11 protein-coding genes are annotated in these 14,482 nt (G+C 67.0%); 4 read left to right on the top strand and 7 right to left on the bottom strand.

The window, feature by feature from the left end; translation table 11 throughout:
- Positions 1–71: 71 nt before the first annotated feature.
- The 3 genes from RE429_RS11410 to RE429_RS11400 are packed head-to-tail and all read right to left on the bottom strand — an operon-like array spanning position 72 to position 3,599.
- Entirely contained in the window at positions 72–989 is a 918-nt protein-coding gene (locus RE429_RS11410; RefSeq protein WP_414470894.1) for an ABC transporter permease, read from the bottom strand.
- Positions 986–2,062, bottom strand: coding sequence for an ABC transporter permease (locus RE429_RS11405; RefSeq protein WP_414470893.1), 1,077 nt, complete (start codon positions 2,060–2,062; stop codon positions 986–988). Before RE429_RS11405 ends, RE429_RS11410 begins: the two co-directional genes overlap by 4 nt.
- A complete protein-coding gene (locus RE429_RS11400) occupies positions 2,052–3,599 on the bottom strand; it encodes an ABC transporter ATP-binding protein (protein ID WP_414470892.1) in 1,548 nt (515 codons plus the stop codon). The genes RE429_RS11405 and RE429_RS11400 overlap by 11 nt, the downstream gene beginning before the upstream one ends.
- A 150-nt stretch (positions 3,600–3,749) precedes the next feature.
- Between RE429_RS11400 and RE429_RS11395 the strand changes: the two genes are divergently transcribed.
- Positions 3,750–4,958: a UbiH/UbiF family hydroxylase gene (locus RE429_RS11395; protein WP_414470891.1), complete on the top strand. Its 1,209-nt coding sequence runs from the start codon at positions 3,750–3,752 to the stop codon at positions 4,956–4,958.
- On the opposite strand, the gene RE429_RS11390 is transcribed toward RE429_RS11395, so the two are convergent.
- A complete protein-coding gene (locus tag RE429_RS11390; RefSeq protein ID WP_414470890.1) occupies positions 4,955–5,926 on the bottom strand; it encodes an AEC family transporter in 972 nt (323 codons plus the stop codon). The two genes, RE429_RS11395 and RE429_RS11390, sit on opposite strands and share 4 nt — an antisense overlap.
- Before the next feature lie 369 nt (positions 5,927–6,295).
- On the opposite strand from RE429_RS11390, the gene hspQ reads away from it, so the two are divergent.
- On the top strand, positions 6,296–6,625 hold the full coding sequence (gene hspQ / locus RE429_RS11385) for a heat shock protein HspQ (protein WP_414474175.1): 330 nt from the start codon (positions 6,296–6,298) through the stop codon (positions 6,623–6,625).
- A 68-nt stretch (positions 6,626–6,693) separates the two neighbouring features.
- Here hspQ and RE429_RS11380 read toward each other — a convergent pair whose 3' ends face one another.
- Positions 6,694–7,461 (bottom strand): invasion associated locus B family protein, encoded by a 768-nt coding sequence (locus RE429_RS11380; RefSeq protein ID WP_414470889.1) that lies wholly within the window; start codon positions 7,459–7,461, stop codon positions 6,694–6,696.
- A 216-nt stretch (positions 7,462–7,677) separates the two neighbouring features.
- Here RE429_RS11380 and RE429_RS11375 point away from each other — a divergent pair, with 216 nt between their 5' ends.
- Positions 7,678–9,489: an extracellular solute-binding protein gene (locus RE429_RS11375; protein ID WP_414470888.1), complete on the top strand. Its 1,812-nt coding sequence runs from the start codon at positions 7,678–7,680 to the stop codon at positions 9,487–9,489.
- Between the two features lie 132 nt (positions 9,490–9,621).
- Complete coding sequence (locus RE429_RS11370; protein ID WP_414470887.1) at positions 9,622–9,966, top strand: hypothetical protein; 345 nt, start codon at positions 9,622–9,624, stop codon at positions 9,964–9,966.
- Positions 9,967–9,969: 3 nt separating this feature from the next.
- Here the strand turns inward: RE429_RS11370 and RE429_RS11365 are convergent, their stop codons facing one another.
- On the bottom strand, positions 9,970–10,848 hold the full coding sequence (locus tag RE429_RS11365) for a serine hydrolase domain-containing protein (protein WP_414470886.1): 879 nt from the start codon (positions 10,846–10,848) through the stop codon (positions 9,970–9,972).
- A gap of 42 nt (positions 10,849–10,890) precedes the next feature.
- Entirely contained in the window at positions 10,891–14,415 is a 3,525-nt protein-coding gene (gene mfd / locus RE429_RS11360; protein ID WP_414470885.1) for a transcription-repair coupling factor, read from the bottom strand.
- Positions 14,416–14,482 lie beyond the last annotated feature (67 nt).

The raw sequence follows: 14,482 nt of genomic DNA, 5'->3' as shown, positions 1-14,482 counted from the left end.
AGGTCTGGTATCCCTGGCAGTTCCGAAGGTTTCTGGCAACACTTCTCGTGGCTAGAATAACACCAGTTTGATCACCGGTCAGGCACGAAAGGAACGCCCAGGGATCCCGGCGCGCCGATCGCCCGTCCGCGCCGCAGGGACAGAAGCAGCAGCGCCAGGATCGTGGCGAGATACGGCACCGCCGACAGGGCCTGCGACGGCACGCCGAACTGGGCCGCCTGGGCATGGAGCTGGAGCACGGTGGCCGTGCCGAAGATATAGGCTCCGACCAGCACCCAGGCCGGGCGCCAGGCCGCGAACACGACGAGCGCGAGGGCGATCCAGCCGCGTCCGGACGTCATGCCGGGAGCCCAGAACCGCGTGTAGACGAGGGACAGATAGGCTCCGGCGAGACCGGCGCACGCACCCCCGAAGAGAATGGCCAGGAAGCGCACGCGCAGGACCGGAAGTCCCAGCCCATGGGCCGATCCGTGGTTCTCCCCGATGGACCGGAGGGTCAGGCCGGACCGGGTCCTGCCGAGATAGAGGGCGATCAGAACCGTGAGCGCGATGGATCCGTAGACGAAGAGATCCTGCTCAAAAAAGAGGCGGCCGATCACCGGCAGGTCGCTGAGGACCGGGATGTCGAGGGGCGCGATGGGATCGCGGCGCGCGCCCACGAAAGGCGCGCCGATGAGCCCCGACAGACCGATGCCGAAAATGGTGAGCGCGAGCCCCGAGCCGACCTGGTTCGCGGCAAATCCCAGCACGGCCAGCGCGAAGAGCGCCGCCATCGCGACGCCCGCCAGAATCCCGGCGAGCACGCCGACGACCGTCGAGTCGAAGGTCACGGCGGCCGCGAAGGAGCACGCGGCCCCCATGATCATCATGCCTTCGACGCCGAGATTCAGAACGCCCGCGCGCTCTGACACCAGCTCGCCGAGCGCCGCGATGAGAAGCGGCGTGGACGCCGTCACGATGGTGAGAAGAATGGCCTCGAATGTGGTCACTTGCCCCCTCCCCGTGTCACGAGACGAATGCGGTTGCTGACCAGGGCGTCGGCCGCCAGAACGCAGAGCAGAAGAATGCCCTGGAACGCCTGGGTCAGGTCCAGCGGCAGTTTGAGAAGGATCTGGGCGCTCTCCCCGCCGATGAAGGTGAGCGCGAGAACCAGCGCCGCGACCAGGATGCCGAAGGGATTGAGCCGGCCCAGGAACGCCACCGTGATGGCCGTGAAGCCGTAGCCGGGGGAGATCGAGGGCTGGAGCTGCCCGATCTGGCCGGAGACCTCGGAAATGCCCGCGAGTCCCGCGAGGCCGCCCGAGATGGCGAAGACCGCAAGCGTCGTCGCCTTGGAGCTGAAGCCCGCGAACCGGGCCGCGCGCGGCGCATCGCCCGTGAGCTTGAGGCGATAGCCGAACAGGGTCCGCCCGAGCACCACGGCGGTCACCAGGACCGCGACGAGGGCGAAGACCGTTCCGTAATTCACGCGGCTCGCCTCCATCACCGGAGGCAGCGTCGCCGACGGGTCGAAGGTGACCGATTGCGGGAAATTGAAGCCCTTCGGGTCGCGCCAGGGGCCGCGCACGAGATAGTCGAGCGTGAGCTGCGCCACATAGACGAGCATGAGGCTCGTCAGGATCTCGTTGACGCCGAAGCGGGTCTTCAGGACGGCCGGGATGAGGCCGTAGAGCGCGCCGCCGATCATGCCGAGGATCAGCATGAGCGGCAGCACCCAGAATCCGGCGTCCGTTCCGTGGGTCTTCAGCGCGAGCCAGCTCCCCAGGACCGCGCCCATGACGTACTGCCCCTCGGCGCCGATGTTCCAGAGATTGGCGCGAAAGCAATAGGACAGGCCGATCGCGATGAGGGCGAGCGGCGTCGCCTTCACGAGCAGTTCCTGGAGCGACCAGGGATCGCTCAGGGGCTGAAGCACATAGACGTTGAAGGCTGCGATGGGCGACCGGCCCATGAGCCAGATCACGAAGCCCGCGATGAGGAACGACACGATGAAGGCCGCGACCGGCGCGACGGCGCGCGCCACGGGTGAGACCGTCGTGCGGGGCGTCAGCTCAAACCGCATGAGCGCCCCCTGGAGTATGAGCCACGCCTAGCATTTCAAGGCCGACCGCCTCCTTGGTCCATGCGCCGATGGGTTTCAGCGGGCTCAGTTGCCCCTGGTGGATCACGGCCATCTGATCGGCCACTTCGAACAGCTCGTCCAGGTCCTGGCTCACCACCACGACGGCGCTTCCCTCGCGGGCGAGATCGACGAGCGCCTGGCGGATCAGGCGCGCCGCGCCCGCGTCCACGCCCCAGGTCGGCTGATCGACGATCAGCAGCTTCGGCTTGCGGATGATCTCGCGCCCGATCACGAATTTCTGCAGGTTGCCGCCGGAGAGCTTGCGCGCCTGGGGATCGCCTTCCGGCGTTCTCACGTCGAAGGTCTTGATGATCGTGCGGGCGAGCCGCTTCGCGGCGTTCAGCAGGATGAAACCGGACCGGCTCACCTCGGTCGCCGCGTGTGAGATCAGGGTGTTCTCGCTCAGCCGGTGAGTCGGAGCCGCCGCATGGCCCAGGCGCTCCTCCGGAACGAAGGCGGCGGCCAGACGGCGGCGGGCGTCGATGCCGTGGGTGCCGCAGGGCCGGCCTGCGATGACGATCGCGCCTGCCCGGTCGGCCAGCCTTTCACCGGACAGCGCCGCGAACAGCTCGCTCTGCCCGTTTCCGGCGACGCCCGCGATGCCCACCACCTCGCCGGCGCGCGCCACGAGATCGATGTCCCTCAGGGCCTGCCCGTGAAGCCCCGCGGGCGGCATGTCGAGGTGGTCGACGCGCAGGATCTCTCCCTGCGGCACGTGCGGCGCGTCGGTGCGGATTTCGCCGACCTCGTTGCCGACCATCAGGGCCGCGATCTCCCGCGCGGTGCACGCCCGCGGATCGATGGTCGCCACCACGCGCCCGGCCCTCAGGATGGTGGCGCGGCGGCAGAGGCGGCGCACCTCCTCGAGCTTGTGGGAGATGTACAGGATCGAGCAGCCCTCGGCCGAGAGCTTGTCCAGAGTCGCGAACAGATGCTCGGCCTCCTGCGGGGTCAGGACGGAGGTCGGCTCGTCGAGGATCAGCAGGCGCGGGTTCTGCAGCAGGCAGCGGACGATCTCGATGCGCTGCCGCTCGCCGGCGGACAGGGTCCAGACGGCGCGGTCGGCGTCGAGCGCGAGCCCGTAGGTCCGGCTGATTTCGCCGAGCTTGCCGCGCACGGTGGCGAGGCTCCACTCGCCGGAGAGGGCGACGGCGATGTTCTCGGCGACGGTCATCTCGTCGAACAGCGAGAAATGCTGGAACACCATGCCGAGGCCGAGCGCGCGCGCCTCGACCGGGGAGCCGATGGTGACCGGCCGCCCTTCCCACCGGATCTCACCCGCGCTGGGCTCGATGACGCCGTAGAGGATCTTGACCAGGGTCGACTTGCCGGCGCCGTTCTCGCCGAGCAGGGCATGGATCTCCCCCGGTTCGATGGACAGGTCGATGCCGTCGTTGGCGAGCAGGTCGCCGTAACGCTTGCTGATCCCTTTTAGCTCGACAAGGGGCGGCCCAGATGATGATACGTCTGCCTTCACGCAAGCGACTCTGAACTGAAGATGTGGAAGCCGGTTCGACAAGAACCATGAATAACGATCATAGGGATGCGCCGCCTCGGTCGGCAATGGCGAATCCATGGATTATTGTGAGTCGGCAAGCCGTCCGGCGACAGATGACGGGGAAAGTTCTTGACACCGAAAAGCTATAGCATTGCCATCGTCGGGGCGGGAGCGGTCGGCCTGAGCGCGGCCCTGGCCTTCGCCCGCGACGGCTTCGAGACGGTCATGATCGGCAGCCTCGATGCCCGGCGGGACGGGCGGACGGTCGCCCTCCTCAACGGTTCGGTCCGTTTTCTGCAGGCTCTCGGCGTCTGGCCCGACCTCGCCCCCGAGGCGGCTCCGCTCGAAACGATGCGGATCATCGACGATACGGGCAGCCTGTTCCGCCCGCCGCCGGTCTCATTCTCCTCGCGGGAAATTGATCTCGACGCCTTCGGCTGGAACATCGAGAACGCGACCCTCGTGGAGCGGCTGGCCGAAGCCGCCCGGTCCTGCGAGCACCTGACGATCCTGCCCCAGCACGCCGCCGGCTTCCGGGCCGAGGGCGAGCGGGCCGTGGTCGCCCTGGCCGACGGCTCCGAGATCGAGGCCAATCTCGTCGTGGCGGCCGACGGGCGCAATTCCCGGCTGCGCCAGATCGCCGGCATCGAGGCACGGACCTGGTCCTATCCTCAGACGGCCCTCACCGCGATCCTGGCCCATGAGCGGGAGCACCGGGAAAGCTCGACCGAGTTTCACACGCGCAACGGCCCCTTCACCCTCGTCCCCCTCCCCGGCAGGCGCTCGAGCCTCGTCTGGGTGATGAGCCCCAAACAGGCCGAACAACTCGCCAAGCTCGACGACGGGGCGCTGGCCCGGGCCATCGAACGCCAGGCCCAATCCCTTCTCGGGGCGATGCGCATCGACGGGCCGCGCGGGGTCGTTCCGATGACCGGCCTGTCCGTCGACCGGTTCGGCGCTCCTCGTCTCGCCCTCGTGGGCGAAGCCGCCCACGTCTTCCCGCCCATCGGGGCCCAGGGCCTCAATCTCGGCTTCCGCGACGTGGCTTCCTTGAGGGACGCGGTCGTGGACGCCTTCGACGACGGGCGCGAGCCCGGAGCGCCCGATACGCTGAAGCAGTATCAGCGCAGCCGCGACCTAGACGTGCGCCTGCGGACGGCCGCCGTGGACGGGCTCAACAGGACCCTGCTCACCGGCTTTCTGCCGGCCGACCTCCTGAGGGGCGCCGGCCTCCTGGCGCTCGGCAGGCTCGGCCCCCTGCGCCGCGCCGTCATGCGCGAGGGCGTGCTGCCCCATATGGGAGCCCCCCGCCTCATGCAGAACGCCTCGGCCCCTTAAGGGAACAGGTCGTAGGGCAAGGTGCCGGTGTTGGTCGTGAGATAGAGCACCGCCGTCAGCGTCACGATCGACACCAGGGTGCCGATGAGAACGCAGGCGGAGGCCCGCTCCACGCCGACATTGTACTGGGTCGAGATCACGAAGATGTTCAGGGCGGGCGGCAGGGCCGCCATGACCATGGCCGCGTAGGTCCAGGTCTGCCCGAAATCGCCGATGGCCGAGAGCACGATCCAGACCAGCAGGGGATGAAGGATCAGCTTGATGACGACGAGGGCCGGCACCTCTCCCGGGATGCGCCGCGCCGGACGCAGGGCCACGGTCACGCCGAGCAGGAACAGGGCGCAGGGCGCGGCGGAGCCCGACAGCCACGTCACCATCTGATTGACGGGTCCCGGGATCTCAAGGTGGAGAAAGCTCACCGCGACGCCGAGAGCCGTGGCCACGTTGAAGGGATGGGTCACGACGCGCCGGACGATGCGGCGGATCGTGGCCGGCAGGCTGAGCCGCTCCAGCCCGGCGACCGACATGAGCAGCGGGACGATCGAGAACAGGAACAGGTTGTCGAACACGAAGATGAGGACGACCGGCGCGCTCGCGGCCGGTCCGATGGCCGCCAGGATCAGGGGCGGCCCCATATAGCCGATATTGGAATAGGAGCCGGCGACGCCCTGCATGACCGATTGCGGCAGGTCCTTCGTGTGCCGCCACCCCGCCGCGAAGGACAGGAGGAAGGCGCAGGCCGTCGAGAAGGTGGTGCCCGCCACGAAGGCCCAGTTGGCGAGCTGATCCAGCGGCTTGTCGGCGATGAGCCGGAAGAACAGGCACGGCAGGGCCACGTAGATCAGGAAGAACTGCATCCACGCGAGGCCCGCCTCCGGCTGCCTGACGGTCTTGCCGCAGAAGAACCCGAGGCCGATCAGGCCGAAGAAGGGGGCGAGCAGGTTGAAAAGCCCGATCAGGTCGGACATCGCAGGCTCCTGATGCGAGGCTTGGAGCATCGGATCCCAAAGCGGATTTTCACTTCCGGGATGGAATCCGATGCTCCCTTCGAGAGAGCGCATCGCGGGACGCGGCCCGTCGGGCCGCGCGATGCGCCAAGCGGCGAGAAATAGGAGGTCATTCTTCTGGCAAGGTTCGGCCCCGGCAGCAATCCCACCTTCGGAAGGCAGCTAGACCGAAATCGCAGGGCTTGCCGGCTTTTTCACTGACAATGCGCCGATCCGCGCCCGCCAATACTGGTAAGCTATTGACGGGGTTCTCCGAATTGTGAAGGCGGCCGATTTGGAGATTCCGGTGGGCCTGTCTATATGCAAGGCTAAGGAGTTACGACCATGCCTATGAAAGCGAGTTCGGCGAAATTCGCGATCGGCCAGGTGGTCAGGCATCGCCTGTTCGATTTCCGAGGCCTCATCTTCGATGTGGATCCTGAATTCGACAATACCGAGGAATGGTGGCTGTCCATCCCCGAGGACGTGCGTCCCCGCAAGGATCAGCCGTTCTACCATCTCTTCGCCGAGAACGCGGAAACCGAGTACATCGCATACGTTTCCGAACAGAATTTGATGCCGGACCCCTCGGACGAGCCCCTGCGCAACCCGATGATCGAGGAAATGTTCGTGCGCCAGCCCAACGGCGGATACAGGGCCAAGCCGAGCCTCGCACACTGATCCCGGCCGCCGCACAAACGAAAACGCCGGGCCACGGGCCCGGCGTTTCTTTTTCGTGACGATCCGGATTACGGCTTGGGAGCCGGAGTCAGGGGAGCGGCGGGAGCGGTGGGAGCGCCAGGGGCCGCAGCGCCGTTGCTCTGGAGCATCTTCTGGCGCATCTCTTCGCTCTTCTTCTGAAGCTCTTCCTGGAGCTTCTTCTGCTGCTCCTCGAGCACCTTCGGGTCGATCGGAGGACCATCGAAGGCCTTCCCGAAGCCGGCGGCCGGAACCGCGAAGGTGATCTCGCGGCCCACCTGGTTCTGAACGCTGACGTTCAGATTCGCGCCCTTCTTGAGCGAGGCGATGAAGTCGTCCTTCACCTGGGCCTCGGCGAAGCAGCCGTTGGGCAGGCACATCACGTAGCGCCCAGGGGTCGCCTGGCCCTGATCGACGGCGAAGCGCAGGCCCGGCTGCAGCAGCAGGCCGAGCGGCATCACGAAGCGGACGACCTTCTGGGGCTGCGGGCCCTTCACGTCGTAGACCGCGAGGGCGAGAACCGGCTGGCCCTGATCCGACACGAAGTCGCGGGTCGTGTAGCAGATCTCGGTATTGGTGTTCTGGTCCTTGCCGCAGACCTTGGTCCATTCCGGCTGGGACGGCTCGGCCTTCACCTGCACGACCGTGGGGCCGCCGGCCTGCTGCTGGGCCTGAGCAGGCGCAGGAGCGGCGGGCTTCGCCGGCTGAGCGGCGGGCTTCGGGGCCTGAGCGGAAACGGGCGCGCTGGCGAGAAGGGCCGCGGCGATCGCCAGGCCACAGGAACCCCCCAAGCTCGCGATGCGTGTCGCGAATGACATGTCGTTAGATCCTCTTCAGTCGAAAGGTCGGCTCTTGAATGGGCCGTTGGTATCCGGCTTTCTTAAACCTGCAATGGGACGGTGAATCTTTGCCGAATGCGGCGAAGACATGACCTGTGGGGCTCCTTTAACCTTTCGTGGGCTAGGTTTCCAGTCACCCCGATTAACTTTCTGTACAATATTGCCCCGAAATCGCCGCCGCAGAGCAGGAGACCCATGAGCCGCAGCCTCACAAGGATTCTTGGCCTGATCGCCTGCCTCTTCCTGGCGGGCGCAGGCCCCGTGGCTGCCGCCGAAGCGGACGCCCCGCGGCATGGGATCGCCATGCATGGCGATCCCGTCCTGCCGGCGGACTTTTCCCACCTGCCCTATGCGAATCCCGACGCCCCGAAGGGAGGACGAATCACCCTGGCGATCCAGGGGACCTTCGACAGCCTCAACCCGCTGATCGTTCTCGGGGTCGCTCCGCCCGCCGTGCCCGACTACGTGCTGCAGAGCCTGATGATGCGCTCCCGGGACGAGCCTTTCACCGTCTACGGCCTGATCGCCCGCTCGGCGGAGATGCCGGACGACCGCAGCTCGGTGACCTTCAACCTGGACCCCCGCGCCCGCTTCTCGGACGGACACCCGCTCACCTCGGAGGACGTGCGCTTCACCTTCGAGCTCCTGAAGACATATGGAAAGCCCTTCCACCGCTCGAGTTTCGGCCAGGTGAGATCCGTGACGGCCGAGACCCCGCACAGAATCACCTTCGACCTGTCGGGTTCCAACGATCGGGAACTGCCGCTCATCATCGCCACGATGCCGATCTTCCCGGCCCATGCGACCGATCCGGACCGGTTCGACAGAACCACCCTCGCTCCGCCGGTCGGATCGGGACCCTACGCCATCACCGAGGTCCGGCCCGGCGAACGGATCGTCCTGAAGCGGCGCAAGGACTTCTGGGCCGCGGATCTGCCCATCCTGCGCGGCCTCTACAATTTCGACGAGATCCGTTACGATTTCTATCGGGACGACAACACCATGTTCGAGGCTTTCCGCGCGGGCCTCTACGATTTCCGGCTCGAAGGAGATCCCGCCCGCTGGGCGACGGGATACACCTTCTCGCGCCTCCTGAGCGGCAGGACCGTCCGTGAAACCGTGCCGATCCGGCTTCCGAAGGGCATGAACGGTCTCGTCTTCAACACCCGGCGTCCGATCTTCGGCGATCCCCGGGTGCGGGAGGCCCTGGGCTACTTGTTCGATTTCGACTGGCTCAACCGCAACCTGTATTACGGATTGCTCACCCGCGCCGACAGCTACTTCTCGGGGTCAGAGCTCTCCTCGACCGGGCAGCCGGCCGATGAGCGCGAGCGCAGCCTCCTGGCGGCCTTCCCGGGCGCCGTGCGGGACGACTTTCTGGAAGGGCGATGGAGGCCGCCGTCGCCGGACGGGTCGGGCCGCGACCGGGCGATGGCCCGGCGCGCCCTGTCGCTGCTCTCGGAGGCCGGCTGGGCCATCAGGGACGACGTTCTGCGCAACGAGCGAACGGGAGAGCCTTTCACGTTCGAGATGCTGGTCAGCTCCAGCCAGCAGGAGCGCCTCGCCCTCAACTTCGCCCAGTCGCTCGAGCGGATCGGGATCAGCGCGCGCGTCCGCCTCGTCGATAACGTCCAGTACTGGCGCCGCCTGTCGCAATTCGATTTCGACATGGTGCAATGGGTCTGGCCGGCTTCGGCCTCGCCCGGGAACGAGCAGCGCAACCGCTGGAGTTCGGACGCGGCCGACAGGAGCGGTTCCCTCAATTTCGCGGGCGTCGCCTCCCCGGCCGTCGACCGGATGGTCGATGCTCTTCTGGAGGCGAAAACGAGGGAGGAGTTCGTCTCCTCGGTCCGGGCTCTCGACCGGGTCCTGCTCTCGGGCTTCTACGTGATCCCGCTGTTCTACGTGGGCGATCAATGGGTTGCCTATGACGGAGACCTGCAAAAACCCGACAGGACCCCGCTTTTCGGACCCTCTATCGACACCTGGTGGAGGCCGCCCCGCTAACCCTTTGGCTGTACGGGTTACCCTTCCTGTTGAGGTTCCGTTCAGGTCGCGGATGCAACTAACCTCCTGCTTTGTTCGTTGAGGGAAGGATCTCCTGACTCGATGAACGCGCTTTGACGCGAGGGTGTTGCAATGAACGGAATGCAGAAGGTTCTCGTCGTGGACAACGGCGAGCGCGCTCCTGACAGCGCTCTTTCGGCCGAACTCGCGGGCATGGGTTATGCCAGCGTCACGACGCCGTTCGAGGCCGCTGACGACGTTCTTGCCTTGATCCCGAGCCCCGCAGCGGTCGTGCTGCAGATGCCGCGACATGCCAACTGGACGGAGCGGAAGCGGTTCCTCGAACTGGCGACGCGCCTGCGCAAGACTTTGGCGGCAAGCCATACCCCCGTGATCATCACGGGCGAGGCGAGCGGCGCGGCCACGATGCTTCAGAACGAGTTGAGTGCCCAGGTCGTGGCGGCAGCGGAGCTCTGACGCCTATTTTTCCAGAAGGCCGAAGGCCATTTCTTCCGTCATGGCCTGATCGTCGGTGGTCGCGAAGCTCGCGGCCACGCGAGGCGCATCGCGCCTGTCGAGCGCCCAGTAGACGGCGATCGTGCTGCCGGGCCCACCGCCCGTATGGCCGGCCACCTTCAGGCCTCGCGTCGTTTCGCCCGTCATCACTCCAAGGCCGTAGGCGGGCCGCCGCCACGGGCGGCCGTCGACCGGGCCGGGCAGTTCATGGGGCTCCAGCATGGCCCGCACCCACCCGGGCGGGAGAAGCATGCCGCTCATGAGGCGATGGAGCAGCATCGCGGCGTCCGGGACGGTTCCGACCATCAATCCGTGATAGACCCAGGCCGGGTGATAGCCCGACGCGTGTCCCATGCTCACGCCGGCGAGGTCCTCGGGCCACGTCGCCAAACGGGCGCTTCCGATGCCGAGCGGATGCAGGACGAGACGCTGCAACGCCTGTCCGGCGCTTTCTCCGGTCACCGTCTCGATCGCCTGCCGCACGAGAAGATAGCCGATATTGGAATAGTCCCAGCCCTCGCCCGGATCGTAGCGGAGCCTGTCCGCATCGGCGCGGGCGAGGAGTTCCGGCACGGGCCAGGGTTCGTCGCCCCGCGCGACCGCCTCCTGATAGGCCAAAAGCCGGCCGTATTCGGCAAGCCCCGACCGGTGCTGCAGCAGGTGGCGTAGCGTATAGGGCCTGCCGGACATCGGCTCGTCGAGGCTCGCGAGCCCGTCGCGCACGAGTACGAGGGTCGCGGCGGCCAGGATCGTCTTCGTGAAGCTCCACCAGGGGACGAGCCGGTCGGCGTCCCGGCTGTCCGCCACGAAGCCGTCCTCGATCACGGCCCAAGATTCGATCATGGAATCAAGACTCGATCATGAAATCAGGCTTCGATCATGGGATCAGGCCGCCTTCTTCTCGGCGATCCGCACCAGATCGCGCAGGATGTGCGTGGACACTTTGATGCGTTCGTCCGGCGTCTCGACATCGCGCACGAACACGATCTTCATGTCCGGACGGACTTTCGCGAAGGAGGCCTGCTCGGTCACGTAGGAGATGAGGCCCGCCGGGTTGGCGAAGGAATTGTCCCGGAAGGAGATGATGATGCCCTTCGGCCCGCCGTCCACCTTCTCCACATTGGCGCGACGGCAGAGCACCTTGATCGCCATGATCTTGAGAAGCTGGTCCACTTCGGACGGAACCGGGCCGAAGCGGTCGACGAGTTCGGCCCTGAATCCATCGATCTCGGAGGCGGCCTCGAAGGTCGAGAGCCGGCGATAGAGCCCGAGTCGCAACTGCAGGTCGGCGATGTAGCTCTCCGGGATCATCACCGGCGCGCCGACCGCGATGATGGGCGACCATTGATCCTCCGCGGGCTCCTCGATGCCCGCCTTCAGTTGCGCGACCGCCTCCTCCAGCATCTGCTGATAGAGCTCGTAGCCGACTTCCTTGATGTGGCCGGACTGCTCCTCGCCGAGCAGGTTGCCCGCGCCGCGAATGTCGAGATCGTGCGATGCGAGCTGGAAGCCCGCGCCCAGGGTATCGAGGGTCTGGAGCACCTTGAGGCGCCGCTCGGCCTGCGTGGTCAGGGGCTTGTTGGCGGGCACCGAGAACAGGGCGTAGGCGCGGGTCTTCGAGCGGCCCACGCGTCCGCGCAGCTGGTAGAGCTGCGACAGGCCGAACATGTCGGCGCGATGCACGATCAGCGTGTTGGCGGTGGGAATGTCGAGGCCCGATTCCACGATGGTGGTGGAGAGAAGGATGTCGTACTGGCCCTCGTAGAAGGCCGTCATGACGTCTTCGAGCTGACCGGCCGCCATCTGGCCATGGGCCACGGCGACCTTCGCCTCCGGGACCTCCCGGTCGAGGAATGTCTTCACCTCTCCGAGGTCGTCGAGGCGCGGCACCACGTAGAAGGCCTGCCCGCCCCTGTAGCGCTCCCGCAGGAGGGCTTCGCGGATGAGAAGCGGATCGAACGGCGTGATGAAGGTGCGCACGGCCAGCCGGTCCACCGGCGGCGTGGTGATGAGCGAGAGTTCGCGCACGCCCGTCAGGGCGAGCTGCAGGGTGCGCGGGATCGGCGTCGCCGAGAGCGTCAAAACGTGCACCTCGGCGCGCAGCTCCTTCAGGCGCTCCTTGTGGGTCACGCCGAAATGCTGCTCCTCGTCGATGATGATGAGGCCAAGATCCTTGAACTTGATGGACTTGCCCAGAACCGCATGGGTGCCGACCACGATGTCGACGGAGCCGTCCGTCAGCCCTTCCTTGGTCTTCTTCAGCTCGCCCGACGGCACGAAGCGGGACGCCTGCGCGATGTTGAGCGGCAGCCCGCGGAAACGGTCGCAGAAGGTCTTGTAGTGCTGGCGGGACAGCAGCGTCGTGGGCACGACGACCGCCACCTGCTTGCCGCTCATGGCGGCCACGAAGGCGGCGCGAAGCGCCACTTCCGTCTTGCCGAAACCCACGTCGCCGCAGACGAGGCGGTCCATGGGGCGGCCCGAGGCCATGTCGTCCAGCACCGCCTCGATGGCGTTAAGCTGGTCCTCGGTCTCCTCGTAGGGGAAGCGCGCGGCGAATTCGTCGTAGAGGCCTTCCGGCGGCACCATGCGCGGAGCGTCCTTCAGGATGCGGGCCGCGGCGATCTTCATGAGCGCCCCGGCCATCTCCCGGATGCGCTGCTTCATGCGGGCCTTGCGGGCCTGCCAGGCCCCGCCGCCGAGCTTGTCGAGCTGAACCTCCGTCTCCTCCGACCCGTAGCGGGTCAGAAGCTCGATGTTCTCCACCGGCAGGAACAGCCGGTCACCGCCGGCATAATGCAGCTCCAGGCAATCGTGGGGCGCGCCCGCCGCCTCGATGGTCTTCAGCCCCTCGAAGCGGCCGATGCCGTGATCCACGTGCACCACGAGGTCGCCGGGCGTGAGCGCGGCCACCTCCGTGAGGAAGTCCTGCGGACGCCTGGACTTGCGCTTCTGGCGCACGAGGCGGTCGCCCAGGATGTCCTGCTCGCTGATGACCGTGAGTTCGCCCGTCTCGAACCCATGCTCCAGGGGCCAGATGCCGACCGGGATCTCGTTGCGCGGATAGGCCATCGACTCCGAAAACCGGCCGATCGGCTTGGTCTGCCGCAGGTCGTGATCCTGCAGCACGTGGCACAGGCGCTCGCGCGAGCCGTCCGACCATGCGCCGAGAATGACACGCCGTCCTTGGGCCTGCTGGTCGCGGATGTGGCGGATCGCGGCCTCGAACACGTTGGCGTTCTCGTCCGCCCGCTCGGCGATGAAGTTCCGGCCCTGGCGCACGCCGCAATCCACGACGATGCGGGGCGCTCCGGATTCCGGCATGGCGAAGGGGCTCAGGCGGGCGAGCGGGAGCGCGTTCGTCCGCTCCGACCATTCCTCGGGCCTGACATAGAGCTGGTCCGGGGGCAGCGGACGATAGGGCGCGACGCCGGGCTGGTTCTGCCCCACGGTGTCGCGCCGCGCGTCGTAATAATCCTTCACCTGCGACAGACGCTCGCCCGCGGCGTCGTCGGCCAGGGCGTCGAACACCACCGGAATGCCGGGGACGTAATCGAGCAGGGTGTCGAGATGGTCGTGGAACAGCGGAAGCCAGTGCTCCAGGCCGGGATAGCGCCGCCCCTCGCTGATCGCCTCGTAGAGCCGGTCGTCGCGGGTGGGCGCGCCGAAGGCGGCCACATAGGCCTGGCGGAAGCGCTTGATGCTCTCCGTGGTGAGCTGCACCTCGCTCATGGGCACGAGGTCGAGGGAGCGCAGGGTGCCGACGGTGCGCTGGCTTTCCGGATCGAAGGCGCGGATCGATTCCAGCGCATCGCCGAAGAAGTCGAGCCGCACCGGATTCGGAAGGCCCGCCGGATAAAGGTCGATGATGCCGCCGCGCACGGCGTATTCGCCCGTGTCGCGGACCGTGCCGGTGCGCATGAAGCCGTTGGTTTCGAGCCAGTTCACGAGCAGGGTCGTGTCCACCACGTTGCCGGGCGCCGCCGAGAAGGTTTCCTTCGCGATGCGGGCTCTCGGCGGGACGCGCTGCACGAGGGCGTTCACCGTGGTGGACAGGATGCGCGGCTTGTCCTCGGAGGTCTTGGAGCGGGCGAGGCGCGCCAGGGTCGTCATGCGCTGGGCCGTGATCGCCGCGTTGGGCGAGACCCGGTCGTAGGGCTGGCAATCCCAGGCCGGGAAGGGGAGGATCTCGATCTCCGGCGCGATGAAACCGAGGCTGCTGGCGAAGTTCTGCTGCCGCTGCCCGTCGCGCGCCACATGGACGAGGACGGCCGGTCCCTCCACGGTCCCCGACAGGCCCCGCGCCAGATCCGCCACCGCGAGCGCGTCGAAGCCGTCCGGAACGCTGGACAGGGTCAGGCCGTGGCCCTTCTTCAGGGCGTCGAGGGCGCGGGCGAGTGCAGACTTCATGATGGCGCGTATCAGGTCAATGGCAGGAGAACGCGGGCTCGAGGGACCGGTTCTTCGGCGACGGGAT

Origin of the sequence: Microvirga sp. M2, assembly GCF_047497095.1 — a bacterium.
Lineage (GTDB): Bacteria > Pseudomonadota > Alphaproteobacteria > Rhizobiales > Beijerinckiaceae > Microvirga.
The sequence above is the reverse complement of the archived record's forward strand: the minus strand, read 5'-3'. Positions and strand labels throughout refer to the sequence as shown.

Bases quoted from the DNA above. Each gene is read 5' to 3' on its own strand.
- RE429_RS11405 (WP_414470893.1), bottom strand. From the start codon at position 2,062: ATGCGGTTTGAGCTGACGCCCCGCACGACGGTCTCACCCGTGGCGCGC.
- RE429_RS11390 (WP_414470890.1), bottom strand. From the start codon at position 5,926: ATGTCCGACCTGATCGGGCTTTTCAACCTGCTCGCCCCCTTCTTCGGC.
- hspQ (WP_414474175.1), top strand. From the start codon at position 6,296: ATGAAAGCGAGTTCGGCGAAATTCGCGATCGGCCAGGTGGTCAGGCAT.
- RE429_RS11380 (WP_414470889.1), bottom strand. From the start codon at position 7,461: ATGTCATTCGCGACACGCATCGCGAGCTTGGGGGGTTCCTGTGGCCTG.
- RE429_RS11375 (WP_414470888.1), top strand. From the start codon at position 7,678: ATGAGCCGCAGCCTCACAAGGATTCTTGGCCTGATCGCCTGCCTCTTC.
- RE429_RS11370 (WP_414470887.1), top strand. From the start codon at position 9,622: ATGAACGGAATGCAGAAGGTTCTCGTCGTGGACAACGGCGAGCGCGCT.
- RE429_RS11365 (WP_414470886.1), bottom strand. From the start codon at position 10,848: ATGATCGAATCTTGGGCCGTGATCGAGGACGGCTTCGTGGCGGACAGC.
- mfd (WP_414470885.1), bottom strand. From the start codon at position 14,415: ATGAAGTCTGCACTCGCCCGCGCCCTCGACGCCCTGAAGAAGGGCCAC.